The sequence below is a fragment of the Lottiidibacillus patelloidae genome (genome assembly GCF_002262935.1).
Taxonomy (GTDB): Bacteria; Bacillota; Bacilli; order Bacillales; family SA5d-4; genus Lottiidibacillus; species Lottiidibacillus patelloidae.
In genome coordinates, this window is sequence record NZ_NPIA01000003.1 from 243,134 (window position 1) to 259,602 (window position 16,469).

Annotated in this window: 9 protein-coding genes; 8 read left to right on the forward strand and 1 reads right to left on the reverse strand. The window is 31.5% G+C overall.

Going from position 1 to position 16,469, the window contains the following annotated elements; genetic code table 11:
- The first annotated feature begins 62 nt into the window (after positions 1–62).
- The 4 genes from CIB95_RS07770 (at position 63) to CIB95_RS07785 (ending at position 3,886) form a co-directional block, all read left to right on the forward strand.
- The gene (locus CIB95_RS07770) at positions 63–1,103 is read left to right on the forward strand and encodes a hypothetical protein (RefSeq protein ID WP_094923950.1); all 1,041 of its coding nucleotides are present in this window, start codon (positions 63–65) and stop codon (positions 1,101–1,103) included.
- A 21-nt stretch (positions 1,104–1,124) separates the two neighbouring features.
- The gene (locus tag CIB95_RS07775) at positions 1,125–2,057 is read left to right on the forward strand and encodes an alpha/beta hydrolase (protein WP_094923951.1); all 933 of its coding nucleotides are present in this window, start codon (positions 1,125–1,127) and stop codon (positions 2,055–2,057) included.
- A gap of 62 nt (positions 2,058–2,119) precedes the next feature.
- The gene (locus tag CIB95_RS07780) at positions 2,120–3,631 is read left to right on the forward strand and encodes a coproporphyrinogen III oxidase (protein WP_094923953.1); all 1,512 of its coding nucleotides are present in this window, start codon (positions 2,120–2,122) and stop codon (positions 3,629–3,631) included.
- Positions 3,632–3,706: 75 nt separating this feature from the next.
- Positions 3,707–3,886 carry a hypothetical protein gene (locus tag CIB95_RS07785; protein WP_094923954.1) on the forward strand — a complete coding sequence of 60 codons (180 nt, stop codon included), beginning with the start codon at positions 3,707–3,709 and terminating at the stop codon, positions 3,884–3,886.
- 217 nt (positions 3,887–4,103) lie between these two features.
- Here CIB95_RS07785 and CIB95_RS07790 read toward each other — a convergent pair whose 3' ends face one another.
- Positions 4,104–4,466 (reverse strand): hypothetical protein, encoded by a 363-nt coding sequence (locus CIB95_RS07790; protein ID WP_094923956.1) that lies wholly within the window; start codon positions 4,464–4,466, stop codon positions 4,104–4,106.
- 242 nt (positions 4,467–4,708) lie between these two features.
- On the opposite strand from CIB95_RS07790, the gene CIB95_RS07795 reads away from it, so the two are divergent.
- The 4 genes from CIB95_RS07795 to CIB95_RS07810 are packed head-to-tail and all read left to right on the forward strand — an operon-like array spanning position 4,709 to position 16,390.
- Entirely contained in the window at positions 4,709–6,928 is a 2,220-nt protein-coding gene (locus tag CIB95_RS07795; protein ID WP_094923957.1) for a vWA domain-containing protein, read from the forward strand.
- 26 nt (positions 6,929–6,954) lie between these two features.
- Positions 6,955–10,311 (forward strand): tubulin-like doman-containing protein, encoded by a 3,357-nt coding sequence (locus CIB95_RS07800; protein WP_094923959.1) that lies wholly within the window; start codon positions 6,955–6,957, stop codon positions 10,309–10,311.
- Between the two features lie 14 nt (positions 10,312–10,325).
- Positions 10,326–12,506, forward strand: a complete 2,181-nt coding sequence (locus CIB95_RS07805) for a hypothetical protein (protein ID WP_094923961.1) — start codon at positions 10,326–10,328, stop codon at positions 12,504–12,506.
- Complete coding sequence (locus CIB95_RS07810; RefSeq protein WP_094923962.1) at positions 12,503–16,390, forward strand: hypothetical protein; 3,888 nt, start codon at positions 12,503–12,505, stop codon at positions 16,388–16,390. Before CIB95_RS07805 ends, CIB95_RS07810 begins: the two co-directional genes overlap by 4 nt.
- Positions 16,391–16,469 lie beyond the last annotated feature (79 nt).

The following is a 16,469-nucleotide window of genomic DNA, read 5'->3' on the forward strand; positions in this document are numbered from 1 at the left end:
TTCAAAAAATTGCAAAAGGATAAGCCGTTACGACATATGCTATAAGAAGGAGTTGATTTTTTATGATTAAGAAAAGCAAATTTGATGAAGTTGCTACACTCTTTGGTTTAGTAATAATTTTAGTTGCATTTCTTTCCTATATTAATAAAGGCAACTTTTCAACAGACTCTGTTCAATTTCAAATTTTTATTCCAACTGTTGTAGCTATAATATTTCCTTTGTTTCGTTTAATTAGAATAAATGCACTTGCTTACGCAATCTGTACCTGGTTTATTTTGTCATACTTAATTGGAATGTCTAGTATCGCACTGATGATGATAGTAATATTTTGCCCTATTTCAATTTTTTTTCTTGCAGGAATTATTGAATCGAAAGGACATTTCCTAAAAGGTTTAGTGTTGTCGTGGTGGGGTTTTGTCTTTTATGACTTGTACAATCTCGGGATATTAAATAAAGATTTTATAAATTATTTAGGTGAAAGGCAATATAGTTATGCGTTCGATCAATATTTACTTATTATAGGTTTGGCAATCATTTATAAATTTCTCGTTCATCTCACATTGAAACCAATATATGTTTCTACAATAACTAATGATAAAATTGAAACAAACCCTTATAACCATCGGCTTAAGCTGGCACATATTAAGAAGATTTCGATATCTGAAGAAGAGGAAGTACCTGAAGAGTACTATACAGCACATGTTCTTGTTCAAGATTTATTTGACAGAGGTGTCATTTCAAAAAACAAATTAAAATATTACGCTAATTTAAAAGGTAGTCAATTAATCAAGCAATTAAGTGAGAATAACTTAATAAATTCTGATGATATAAGTAAATACTCACCTAATAAAAAAGTGAACGAAGGAATCTCATTTGAAACGGACCAAGATTTTGCTAGTGATATTGAAATTAATTATGTTGAAAATGATGCTAAAGGCGTTAAAGCAGAGATAACATCAGTGAATAAAAATGAGAAGCTACCTGAAAATGCCTGCTCTCAATGTAACAAGTACCCTTGTAAATGTTGTCAAAGTTGTTTCACATACCCTTGTAGCTGCTGTCATATATGTGGCCATCCAAAACGATGGTGTAATTGTTTTTAATTGTAGGGAAGGGGGATAGGGATGAAATTTTTTCAAAAAAAATTGCGTGAATCAATAAATATGTTAGATTTAGATACAAGAACAGAAATAAGTAATCATATGGAGAACTACTTGCAATACTATCAATTATTTCACCCTAATTGCTCTTACTATAATGGTTTTCTAAATGTACATGACGAAAATGTGTTTGTACAACTATATAAGCCTAGTGATAGTAGAGGTACAGTTTTTTTACTTCATGGATATTTTGACCATCTTGGTTATTTAAGTCCAATCGTTAAAGAATTATTAAAAATGAAGTTTACCGTTGTAGGCTATGATAAAATAGGTCACGGCTTATCAACTGGGAAAAGAGCATATATAGAGGATTTTAATGAATATACAGATACGTTAAAAGCGGTAGTAAATGAGACAAAGAAGTCGCTAAAAGGACCATACAGCATTATTGGTCATAGTACTGGAGCAGCTACAATAACTGATTATGTTATTAAAAATAATGATAGTCACGGCTTTGATAAGATTATTCTTTTAGCACCATTAGTAAGGCCAAACAAATGGCCGTTAACAATGCTTTCGAGTGCAATTATGAAACCATTTCTTAAAAATGTTCCACGAAAATTTAAAAATAATAATGCTTTTGCTATTTTTAGAAAAAAAGATCCACTTCAAACTAGTGCTATTCCAATACAATGGGTAAGTGCTATGCACAAATGGCATCGAGATATCGAATCCTTCGATCCAATTCGAACGCCGATCACGATCATTCAGGGCAAAAAAGATAAAGTTGTTAGCTGGAGATTTAATTGCAAATTTTTATTACGTACTTTTGTCGGCTCAAACATCCATTATCTCGAAAATGGGGAGCATCATATTGCAATTGAAAATGAATCTTCAAAAAAAGAGGTTCTGAAGATTATTAAAGGGGTTTTGGAAGACGAGTACCTTGACCGATGATTTACTTCTAACGTAAACTAAAAAAAGAATTTTAAGTAACTGGCATAAGGAAAGGTGTTTTTATGCAAATTTTCATTCATGGATTAGACGAACAAATTTTTAGTAGACCAATCCATAATATTACTGGTTTATTTTTTGAAGATTATAAAATTTCATTTACCGTATTTGAAGATAAAAAAATAGAAGTAAAGTTTTCAATAAAAAGAATTGACGATAGTATTCATGCTAATGCAGAGCTAACTGACATTAAAAATCAAAAAAAATATCTTAAAAGTGAATCTAGAGAATTTTCAAGCGATTTATCAGAAAAAGATATTATTAAACTTGAAAAGCACGTTGTAAACTTTGTTTATTTAAGTGTGTTACAGCAATTAACAAATGTCATCCAACCATGGGGTATTTTAACTGGTATACGTCCAACTAAATTACTTCACAAAAAATTACAATCAGGAATAAGTGTTGAACAAGCTCATAATGAATTGCGAAAACAATATTTAATCTCTGATGAAAAGATTCAACTAATGCAACAAATAGTTGATCGTCAATTAGCGATGATTCCGGATTTATATACTTTAGGAAAAGAAGTAAGTATTTACATTGGAATTCCATTTTGCCCTACAAAATGTGCATATTGTACTTTTCCTGCTTATGCAATAAATGGCCGTCAAGGTTCCGTTAATTCATTTTTAGGTGGATTGCATTATGAAATAAGGGAAATTGGGCGCTTTCTAAAAGAAAATAACATCAATATAACAACGGTGTATTATGGTGGTGGTACACCAACAAGTATTACTGCAGAAGAAATGGACATGTTGTATGAAGAGATGTACGAGTCGTTTCCAAATATAGCTAATATTAGAGAAATAACGGTTGAAGCTGGTCGCCCGGATACAATTACACCTGAAAAATTAAGTGTCTTAAATAAATGGAAGATTGACCGGATAAGTATAAATCCACAGTCATACATTCAAGAGACACTTAAGGCAATTGGGCGCCATCACACGGTAGAAGAAACCATTGAAAAATTCCATTTAGCACGGCAAATGGATATGAATAATATAAATATGGATTTAATTATCGGTTTACCTGGTGAAGGTAAGGAAGAATTCCAATATACATTAGATGAAACAGAAAAACTAATGCCAGAATCTTTAACAGTACACACGTTATCATTTAAAAGAGCTTCTGAAATGACTAAAAATAAAGAAAAATATAAAGTAGCTGAAAGAGAAGAAGTTACAGAGATGATGGAAATGGCAACAAAGTGGACAAAAAATAATGGCTACGTCCCGTATTACCTTTATCGTCAGAAAAATATATTAGGGAATTTGGAAAATGTAGGTTATGCACTTCCAGGTCAAGAAAGTATATACAATATTATGATCATGGAAGAGCAACAAACGATTATTGGATTAGGATGCGGAGCAGCAAGTAAGTTTATTGATCCTATCACTGGGAAGATAACACATTTTGCAAATCCAAAAGAGCCAAAAGCTTACAATGACAGTTTTGAAAAGTATACTCATGATAAAATCGATTTGTTAAAAAACCTTCTTTTAGACTCCGCAAAATAAGCGGGGTCTTTTTTATTTTTACCGTAATTAGAAAGACGTAGTAAAATAAAAATAAAAGCTAAGGGAGGAGAAGATATGAGTATTACAAAAATAAAGTTAATCCCTAAGGAAGACATGCTTCATTTTCAAAAAATAGTTATTAAAGCATATCCAGGCTGGAAGTTATACTTTGAAGAAAAGTTAGCTAAAGTTAAAGAAAAAAATCATTTTATACAGGAAAATTATCATTTTAGTAATTTCTGTCTAAGAGGTTGAAATATCACTGGATATGCCTAATTTTCTTCATTAGTAATGGGGGTGGTATCATTCCGAACTCATTGTGAAGCTAATCTAGCAAATATATCTTCTACTCACTATATTAATAAAATAAATAGAATTTTTTCAAGTGAGCAACGACAAATTTGTTTAACAGCTTTTTAAGTAAGAAAAAAATGGAAACCTCTTCATTATAATAATGGAGGCTCCCATTGTGCTAGTTCATGATTAGTATTTTTGTTGCTACTTGTTTTGGATTATTCTTTTTTAACTCTAATTCTTCAGAAATATATACTTTAACATGTACATCTTCTTCTGTTAACAGATTTTTTAAAGCTTCTTTTGAATATGTTTCTCCAGCTTCATCAACAATTACTGTGTCTTCATCTAAAATTACTAAACAGGAAACACCATAATCCAATAATGAATTGTTTAATTGTGAAGTACAGTTAACTAGAATTTCATTTTCGTTATGAAACTCTTCCGCTTTCCCTTTTAAATAAAAGTATTGCGAAGTGTTGCTATTAAGATTACAACCAACAAGAATAAGTATTAGTAGAATTAATGAAAAATATTTCATTTTTAACCCTCCCTCGTTTTTTGGTAATTATATCATATTCCGATAGTTTGTGATGAATTCTAATAGAAAAGCATTGAATACATTGAAAGTATAAGTAGATCATGGAAGAAGATTTCTCTTCCATGATTTTTTTGTTAATTCTTTCATTATTTTAATATGCTTGTCATTTTTTTTATAGATTTCTCATAAGGTTAATTATGGATGAGTACAGAGTAAAAAGGTACATCAGTGGGGAGGAAATCATGGTAAAAAAATGCCTCTATTTCATTGTATTTATAATGATCTTTTCTTTGGTATTACCAACACAATTAAGTGCAAACTCTTATATACCGAAGAAAAGGGTAGTCGTAATGGTATATGATGATTCGGGAAGTATGTGGGAGAAGAATGATGAAAATGAGAATAAAATCTTAATTGATAATTGGAAATATGCAAATTTTTCTCTCCAAAGTTTTGTTGGTTTACTTGATGAAGGAGATCAGCTCATTATCGTTCCAATGAGTGAACCAAATAAAAGATATGACATAGACATTAAAACTTCTAAAAGAGCAATGTATATTGAAAACACAAAAGAAATTCAAGGACAAGGAAATACGCCTATATCTACAATCGATACTGCAATTACTATTTTAGAAGATGAAATGATAGCAGATAAAAATGCAGAGTTTTGGATGATTGTATTGACAGATGGAATTTTCAATGAGTTAGACAAAGAAAGAATTTCAGAAGCAGATTATAAAGAACAAGAAAATCACACCGTTAGCATTTTAGAATCATTTAGAAAAAATATAGTAAATGAGAAAATTTTATTTCGCAGCGTCCTAGTTACAATTGAGTCATATTTATCAATCCCTGAAAAAATTCAAATGGAAGAATTTAAATCAATCTGGAAGAATTCACTTGGTGGTGAATTTATCGAAGGGCAAGATGGCGAAGATATTTTAAATAAAATGCAGCAAGTTGCAGCTTTAATAACTAATCGTGATCCTAACAGTTCCAATGGTTATGAGCTACCTGCTACTTTTGAAAACAAGCAATTGTTGTTACAATCCCCGTTTCCATTGCGAAGGATTACATTGCTTCAGCAAGGAACTACCGAATTTACACCAATAAATATTAAAGAAGTAGATATAAATGGGGAAAATAACATTCACTCCATTGATGGACCTATTTATTTAAAGACGTTAGAAGATCCAGAAAAGTTAAGTACAGACTTATTTTCACAAATAACCCATATCAAACATAAACAACCATACTCTGTTATTCCAGCAGGTAACTATTTATTTTCTTTTCAAAACCATACAAACAGCTTCAAGGATAGCCTTGTTATTTTAGCTGAACCCGCTATAGATTTTACAGTTGTCTATAAAAAGAAAAATGCTGACGGTTCATTTACTGAGGACTTTAATCAATTTTTTATTGGAGATGAAATGAATGTAGAAGTAACTTTGTATAAAAGTGGAAGTAAAAAGGATGTTCTAGATATATCGCAATTAGGGAACATAAAAAATCTTGTTAACGTAACAACTACAGTGGGAGAAAATGTTATAGCACTTGAATGGGATGAAATTCAAAGTAAATTTATCGGCTCTTTTACACTTAAGAACAGTGAGGATCATGGTACTAAAACCCTAGTAAATATAAAGGGGTTTTATTACAAAGAAAAAGAAATGCAACTTCCTAGAAAACAATCACGTCAACTTTCCCTTAAAAAGTTAACGGATAATTGGCTTGGAAAAGTAGATGAATTAGATAAAGCCCCCCCATTTAAAGTTGTACCACTTATTAATGGAAAAGAGATGACCGCGGAAGAACTTGCACAATTATTTGAAGAAAATCATTTATCAATCTTTACTGGGAAGAACAAAATAAATGCAATCCTCGAAAGAGAAGGTAACGTTATTGTCGTAAAACCGTTGCCATATCGTTATGAGAAGTTAACAACTGCAGGGGATGTCGTGATGACTCTCAGTATGCAAGGAAAGTATCCTGATGAAAGAGCTGAATTACAGTTTACAATCAGAATTCAAGATATACCATTTTTCAAAAAATGGGGTCCTTTTATTTTCTATAGTTTTTTAATTATCCTAGCTGGTATTTATATTGTAGGGCTAATAATAAAAACTAGATTTAAAAGTAATTCTGAGTATATAGAATACACATATTCGTATATTGGTTCTGAAAGTCATAAGCATACATCTACTCAGCGCTTAGAAAGTAATTTTTTCTCACGGTGGTTAGTCCCTTATTTTGCAGAAAAATGCCATATTAATAACGTAACTTTCAAAGCAGCAAAACGTGGAGTCATATTGCCAAAGGAACAACAAAGAAGTGACATGGAAGTGTTTGGTGAATGTTTAGATGAAACAGCCGGTGATAACGATATACATCTGTATCCAAACGATGAAGTGAAGATTAGCGATGCTCAATGTAGGCATACCTATCAATATATGAAGAATTAAGCAAGATAAATAGAGGGGGAAATAATATGAGTTACAATGTACCAACGATTTTAATTGGTTTAGGTGGCATAGGAGGACAGATTGCCAACAATATTTACAACAACATACCCGAAGACAGACGAGACCGCGTGGCAATCCATGCCTTTGATACTGACGTAAATAGTATAAAACAATTAGAACACTTAAAAGAAAGTGTTACTCAAACTAGTTCAAAAAGATCAGTTGACGAATACATCAATGAAAATAATTCAGTTTTATCATGGTTTCCAGATAATCAGTATTTAAGACGTAAAACGTTGACAGAAGGTGCTGGACAAATTCGCTCTATTTCTCGACTAGCATTTCACTCAGCGATGGAAGAAGGAAAACTGAACAAATTTTGGGAAAATATTAATTCTATATTTCCTGTTCAAAGTGATAAAAATGACTATGGAATTCGCGTAATTATTATAACTTCCTTAGTTGGTGGAACTGGGTCAGGTATCTTTTTACAAGTTGCAATGTACTTAAGAGAAATGCTAGAGAAAAAATTTGGTGTTTCAAGTGTATTAGTTCGAGGTGCATTTCTCCTTCCTGACATATTAGTGCGTAGTAATACGCTTGATAAAAGGGAATGGGAAAATGTGCAAGCGAACGGCTATGCTAGTTTAAAAGAATTGAATGCTATTACGTTAAGTTCTTTAGGACATTGGGGACAATCTGAAGGCGTAACAATCGACTTAGAATATCGTCCTGATCAAGTCGATATACAAGGCCGAACAACACACGCAATAACTGAAAAACAACTTCCATATGATTTTTGTTTTATTTACGATTATGAAAATTTAAAAGGCCAACATTTACATTCAGTCTCAGATTATTTAGACCAAGTAACACGTTCGATATTTTTACAACTATTTAGTCCAATATCAGAACGTCACTTCTCACTTGAAGACAATCAAATTCTAGATATTATTGGTTCAAAGGGACTTGGTAGATATTGCGGGTCTGGTGTAGCTACTTTAACTTATCCTCATGAAGACATCGTAGAATATTGCGCTTTAAAATGGTCTTTACAAGGGTTGAATGATTCCTGGTTAACATTAGATAAACTCTATGACGAAGAGAAAAAACGTTACGAACAGGACTTAAGAATGGGGATTGTTCGAGATAAGCCTGATCGTGGTCAAATCTTTATTTCACAGTTAAATAACATTGTAAAAGATGAAAAGACTAATATTTTCTTTACAAACATTTATAGACAAACGAAAGAAGATTTAGGAAAAGGTAACTTTGGTCCAGACAAAGCAATTTCGTTTATTAATGCGATTGAAGAAAGAGTAGAAGAGGTTATTCAAAATGATATAGACCTTAAAAATGCTGAGGCTAACTGTCATTATGATGATGGAAAGCTAAGAATGAGAAATCATATTAAAAATGAAGTAACTCAAGTAGAGAGTGCATTAAAATATTATCAAGAGCAAATACAGAAAAAAATCTTTGAAAATAAAACGTTTATTACACATCAAATTATTATGCAAGATTACGAGTCTGCCAGCGGCACTGAAGGTCATAAGTATCGCTTAAATACATGGATGTTAAAGAAACCAGAACCATTACATCCAGTAGCTACTCGATACGTACTTTATCAAACACAAATTGAATTAAAGAAAGCAATTACAGAATTACGAATTAAAAATAGTAAGTTAAAGAAAGAAATCGATCGATATGAGCGTTCCTATAATCGTGGAAACAAAGATAACTTCCAAACCTCTTTAAGTCGTGTGGATGATGCTTTATATAGTAATATTTTTACACGTGGTAGAAAGTTAAAAGAGTTTCGCGAAGAATATATGAATTTATCTACTAGACATCTAAATAATTTAAAACAATATCGTAAATCATACTTGCTTGAATTGGTATACATTGCTGTTGAGGAAGAAATAAAAGCAATGATTAAAGAGTGGGAGAGATTATTTGCAAACTTAAAGGACACTGGAGAAACAATCGCTGCGGAAATTGATCAGCGTTCCACAAAGTTTGAGGAAAATACTGATCCGACTAAATCATATATTTTAGGTGCAAAAGCACACCAAGAAAAACTATGGGAAAATGTTGCAAATTCTTTAGATATTAGTTCAATGCCCTCTGAAATTTCTGAAAAGATATATTTAGCACTTTATGAGCAACACTGTGAACGGAAAAAAGGTTTCTTTGGGTATGAAAAAACTATTCGAATTGAAGAAATGTATCGTGATCATGTATTAAATTATTGTCGCGAAGAGCTTAAGAATACCTTCCATGAAAAACTCGACTTTAATGTTATACGAGCTCTCCATATTGAAGCAAACTTTTTGGGGATTCAACCAGAATTGCACATTGAGAAAAGAATAAAAGAACTTGATCAGCTTGCAAGTCCTTTTATTCCATTTAACAAGGATCATCGCGAAATTAAATTATGGGGTATTCACCCTGAGAGTGAAAAGATTGTTACAAATTCTTTAAAACAAGAACTATTTAACGAGAAGCAAATTAGTGATGGTGCGTATTCAAAATACGAGTTAATTTGTTATCGTGCACATTATGGATTAAAACTTCAAGATTTAGATAAGTTTTCAGACGGGAAAAAGCTAAAGCGATTAGCTGGTGCTTATTATGAAGCGTATCAAAAGAGAATTAACAAATTAAATCATGGAGAATCCACTGTTACACCACACTTGGATCGGAATTGGCACTTGCCAATATACATGCCAGATATTAATCCTAATCAAACACAGATTGATAACGATAACAAAGATAATGCACTATTGCTTGGAATCATTTACGAATGGACTAAATTAGTAGGTGAAGATGGTCAAGATATTTACCAGTATTATGGTGAAACAAGTAATAGATTGATTTTAAAACTTGGAGAGAAAGTAACAAAAGAGACTTATAAATTACACGAAGCTTTAGGATTTAATCCAACAATCTGTGAAGAAATTATTAATCGAGCTGCTGAAATGAGGAAACATGATAGCAGTAACAAGAATTCCATCCTAGAACATGACTTTATTAAAGGTTGTTCGCATTTAAAACTTTCTAGTAAAGGGCATTTGAATAATGTTTTAGATTTAGCTCTTTCTTATGAGCTTGAGGATCGAAATAATCCTTCTTTAATTGAAAAAGGAAAGAGAATTCGTCAAGTGTTACTAGATTTAATTACAGCTTACTTTAATGGTGTATATGGTAATCATCAGTCAAACACTAGTAATCAAAAGGCTGCAGAGTTTATCCTGAAATTATGGGATGAGTCATCTATTCGACAAAAAGAAGATGCCTCTACTAGTATTTATAATGAGTGGGAAACATTAATTAAAAACTATACGAATGCACTTAAAGGAAATAAAAAAATCACTTCATAAAAGGATGAAAGCCAATGCACACGATTGTTATCCATCTCTATGAAAACATGGATGATTGGCACATTATAGAACCTATGTTCTATAATGTGCAATCCAACATGGAACTTTCCTTTTTTTACGGGGAAAATAAAGGAGAATTTCTATCATGTGAAAAGTTACTTGTCCAAGTATCAGAATATCTTCAATATAAGGATATTGATCAATGGCAATTGCTCATTATTACACACATACCTGAGTATAAAAAATCCTTTGGAAGATTAAGTTCCTATTTACATGAATTTAAAGAACAATTAATTAACCCATTGAAAGAAACTGGTCATGAACCGCAAAATGAAATTGTGCTTGTACTAGATTCTATTAATAAACAAGCTGATTACTCTCCTAAAGATGATTCGATTTCCAACATATGGTGGCAATTAGATATTCACGGATATTTAAAGCAACCTATAAAAAACATTGATAAAATGCCAGTTAGTCACTTGTTTACACAAAGAGAGTTAGAAACGATAGATGAAGCTTGGGGAAAGCCGTTAAATTTACATGATGCTGGAATCATAAATTCACCTAACAAAGAATTTATGGCTGAATTAAACCGACGTGTTGATCATACTTTTACACATTTTGACTCTATTTTAGCTGAAAAGATAAAACATTCTTCAAAGAAGACAAAGGAATTTCATTATGATTTAATAACGGAAAAACAATTGAAACTCATTAAAAGTAGTTTCTTCACACAAATAAAAAAAGTTATATTACCACCTTTAAATGATAGTTTGGCAACTTTTAAACCCTCGAACTTATTACTTGATATTTTACGAAACACATTAAGTTTAAACTGGTATAAAAGTAGTTTTCAAATTTTCCGAATTGAAATTTCAAACATGTCGTTAAGACTTAGACTTACTGACTTATTAAAGTTATCCATGTTAATAAACTTATTAACAATTAATTCAAACATATTAAGTAGATTTAGTAGAGGTTCAGTTCATGATATACAAGTAACAATTGATAAAGAACGAATGCAAAACTTAATTGTGAATTACAATACTTGTTTAGAAATTGCGGAACAAAACATAAAAGACAAGTTACTAGATCGACAGAACATGTTCATTAATAAGTTTAATAGACCTGATTCTTTTCCTCACTCCATCTCTTCACTAACGAAGGTAGATATACCAGAACCTGCTTTGAGTAGTATTAGTTATTCAGCTTTAAACTTTATTTATGATTGGGAAACATATATCAATGATGTAGAGACCCAGTTGCAGGAAAGAGAGGAAGAAATAAATCAGAAAGTAAAAGAAGGGATAAGGGACTTATCCATTTATAAACGTGAAAATGTCATTACAATTACAGAAAATAAAGTTGAATTAAGCGAGTATCTTTCAACGATACATGATGATATAAAAAAGACTGTTACTGAAATTGACAAAATTTCAACATCAAAAGAGTCTGCGCAAGACAAATGGAAGAAATTCATCTCTGACAAAAATGATCATGTAAGGTATTTAATTAAACAACTTCCAAGTAAAAAAACGTGGTGGTTAACCCTTTTAATAGTAACAATATTTATGTGTGCTCCATTTATTACAACACATTACGGAAGAGTATCTGAAGGCTTATATACATCTCCAATATTTATATTACTACTGCTTACTTTATTAGTACTTAGTACTGTTTTTATATCTGGAAAAGCAATTTCTATCTCTTTAAAGACGTTTATTACTGATACTAGGTATAAAAAGAACAATTGTTATAGCAAGCAAGAAACTGCTCTTGCAAACTACAATAAGTATTTAAACAAGGTGTTTCAATTATACCGACTGAGAAGGCAATATAAGTATTTAAACGACCAATTTACACAATTTAAACAAAAAAACGTCTCATATCGCTATCACCAAACAAAAATTGAAGAACATAAAAAGATTATAAACAGATTACTGACACTTGTAAGTGATAGGAATCTAGCACCAGACCGACGACATTGTGAAGCTCTTTTAGAACATAAATTTAAAGTTACAAAATCAGTATTGGATAATCCGATTTATTCACCTTTAGAGTACCAATTCAATGCACAACGGGAGGCTCATAAGTTGAAAATGAATATTGGAAATTCAGTTGACACCATTATCGTTAGAGGGTTAAATCCATTGTCAGAATTGCAATTTTCTGTAGATAAGGTGTACCGCTTATGATAAAAACTATCATAATAACGTTTTTTGCATATGGTCTATTAATTCTTTTATTAGGAAGCCTTAACTACAAAAAGAAAGAAAGAAATTTGCAATTGTGGGTTCCCGTATTACTATTTTTATTTGCTACGACCATTTTAAGCATAGACTACTACATTCCTTTTAAATTAGTGCAAATAGTAGAAGGTATGTTCCCTAATTTATTGTTAAAAGGATATTTACTTGCAAATATTTTATTATTAACTTTATTCGTTGCTTTAAAGAGTATCGGGAGAAGTGGTCATTTTGCATTTAAAAAGTTCGCAACTACTTCTTTTTTCACATCAATAAAAAAGAGAATTCCATCCAATATTTTAAAGGCAATTCAACAAGAAAAATATATTGGGTATAAAAAAATAAACTACGATTGGATAATCAATCCCGCATTTACATTCCCTAGAAAAGCATTTTTATACGGTACTTACGTTTGTATCGGAATAAATGTAGTTGCAATCCTAGCTTCGCAAATGGGCGAGTTGAGTTTTCTAGTCACAATATTACCAAGGTTTCCTATATTGAGTTTGTTATTATTTTTAGAGTTTTATTGGTATTTGAGTGGAAATAATCCAAAACAACAAAAAGAAATATACAAAGGTAAAGATGCCTCTTTCCAATATAAAACAAACTATAAAAGCTTATATGATGATTATAAGACAACACTAAATCAAGGGATTTTGCTAGATAGAGAATTTAGTAAACCTGGAGGAAACAACATTTCATTTTCTTATGAAAAATTAAGCAATAATCAAAGTACACAAGCGAAAATAAATCAAGTTTGTACAAAATTGAAAATGAAGAATGTGAAAATTAATGAGTCCTATTGCGAAGTCTTACGTGACTTATTAGAAGATAAAGATGTACTAGTAGGGGATGTAAATTATAATGACATTTCGCCCTATTTATTTGCAGCAATTGAAACGATGCTGTTAACTAATAAGAAAATCATAGTTATTACACCTAGTGACAAAAAATCCGTAACAAATTGGTTAAGAAAAAGTATCAATGACTTAAACGGTCTCGACTATTTTTGGAACATTGCTGCTATTGAGGATGTAATGGAACAAAATATCGATTATGATTTGATGGTAACAAAACCTCTCGATTTATTGAGTGATGCCGGATTAGCATTTATAAAGAAACATAGTGCAACCACTAATGTAGAAGCGGTGTTTGTTTTAGAAGGGGAAAAATTATTAGCTGAGTACTCATCACCACTTCACATCTTTATGAATTGTTTACGTGATATAACTGAGAAGGATCCACAAATCGGAATATTTACTGACATGTATTATGAAGTTGAACATCACGTTCGAACCGTATTTAATACAACTCCTGCTATTACTCATGCGAGTATTCCAAGAGAAAACAGCATTTATTTTATTGGCTGGAAAAAAGAACTTAATTCAAAATGTAGTAAGCAATTGATTCCTACCATTCATAGAAATTCAGAGTTCGAATCTACATTAGCTTTGCCAGCAATGAAACATGGAGTGAAAAAGATTACTTTATTAGAAGATAAGGCAATTACTACAAAGGAAAATCTCAATGAAATTTTTAACAATTACAAAAATCAATTAAGTAATTTCGGGATAGATCTAAAGAGTCGGACTACAATATTGGAAGATATAATCCGATCATATGAACAGTGGAATTTGCCTGTTGAGAATGAAAATTTCTTAATAATTAATGATCAAGAGAATAACATCGTAAATAGCTTAGTGAATAATTGGTCTTTAGGGAAAAATAATAGTTTTATTCATATTATCTCTCCACCATATTTGCTCCGAGACTATCTAACAGCTAATTTTGATTATTTTTTAGAAAACCGTAAAGCTGTTGCACCTTTTTCAGTAAGGTTAGCATATACAAAAGCACGTTTAGCCTGGACACTAATACAAAGGCTAAGCCTGTCCTACCTTCCGGAAGAAAAAGTGGAGATATATTTAAAGCAAGCTAATATTAAGAAACTTTCTGTCATGGAAGGCATTAAGGAATTGTTTAAGCAGACACTTAGGGTCGATCGTCGACTTCTTAACTCAATAGATGTTACCTATAAAAATGTCTTTAACCAGAAAAAGATGCAATATAGTACAGAGAAGTACTATAGTTTATTGTTAAGTCCTAATCAGGATACGACGAGGAAAATGTTTAGCTTTTACAAAATCGTCTCACAAGAAGGACAGTTGCTGGGTGATATTTTAGGAGGTCACATCTTTCAAAACTATCTACCAGGACAAATTAAATGTTGGCAAGGTAAACGATTTCAAATTGAAAAGATCGATGAAGAGGCACAGCAAATTGATGTTTTCTTTGAAGAATCAAAGGACGAAGCTTTTTACAAACATGATCAGACTTTTATCATTACTGGGGAAGCAAGCCATGTATCCTGTGATGAAGTAATAACAAAATATTTTCATTTTAATTTTTCTTCTATTGAAATATCTTTTGAAGTTGAAACACATGGTTATTTTTCCTTCCACGATGAAATTAATCTAGTAGGAAATAGTACGACTTATGTGCCTCTTAATGCGCATCGAAGAGTACAAACAAAACGTGAATATGATAATGGCAACATTTTGGAGATTCAAGTAAAATCTTACGGCGATAAAATAAAAAATAGAAATAAAGTAGCTTATACATTATCATTCTTGTTGAATGAGGTATTTCGCAGCCTTTATCCTCACACTTATCAATACATTTCAGTATGTTCACCATATAATATATTTGAAATGGAACAAGGTGAAAACGATCATAGAGAAAAAGAGAGCACCATAGAAGAAAAACAGTATGATAGGAGAATAAAGCAATATATACCGAAAATGACTCCTTATCATAATGAGGTAGAGTTGAATGATGATAAGACAATAAAGCTTTACATTTTTGAAGATTCCCCTATTCACGTTGGTATGATAGAAAGTATTAAACATAATTGGCAACAAATTGTTGATTTATTAGATGATTATTTGTATTGGTTATTAAAAAATAGTGAAGAATCTTCCCATACGTATATTAAACTTGGGGGACTTGAAGTATATAAAAACTTTGATTTACAAGCCACTTCGGAATTATTATCACTTTGGAGTTCAAACGAAAATATTAAGGAAAACCGTATTGCCTTTTTTGAGCAGAAATCGTTGGAAAATCAACAATCGGATTACGATTCTTTAGACGATATTTTTGATGACATTACTATGTCTGATCCAGAAAACCAATCGATTGAGACAAGAGTTTGCGATTTTTGTAATGAAGGTTTTGCTGCAGCGCAAATCATTGAACTTGATGATGGAAGGGAAAGGTGCATCCATTGTCACAACAGTGCAGTTGATAATGTTTCTGAAGTAGTTGAATTGTATAAGGAAGTCCGCCAATTCATGGTTGATCAATTCGGTATAACCCTTCGTGAAGATATAACTATTGAGGTTAAAAGTAGTAAAGAAATAAATGAAGAAAGCGGAAGAACATTTACAACTACTGAAAACTTTGACCCTCGTATTACTGGTAAAGCAATAATGACTGCAAGTGGTCAAGCAAAGATTATGCTGGAAAACGGAGCAACTAAAATCCAAACGATGGCGACAATAGCTCATGAATTAACTCATATTTGGCAATTTGATAATTTAGAAATAGATTTTATGGGTATTGAAGATATTGAAGGCCATGCAACATGGGTAGAGGTCTACCTTTGTGAAATGCTAGGTGAAAAGGATTTTGCTTATCGTCTAAGAGAAGAAATGGAATATCGAGATGATGAGTATGGAAGAGGGTACAGAAAGATTGTTGAAGATTTAAAAAATAACACGGAAATTTTCACTCCATTTTCAATGTTTAACGTTAAAGTTGTTAAATAAAGTTAATTCTTCATTAAGCGTCCGTCTCGGGCGCTTTTTTTGAAATATCTTTGTATGTGTTATATTATTTAGAAAATAA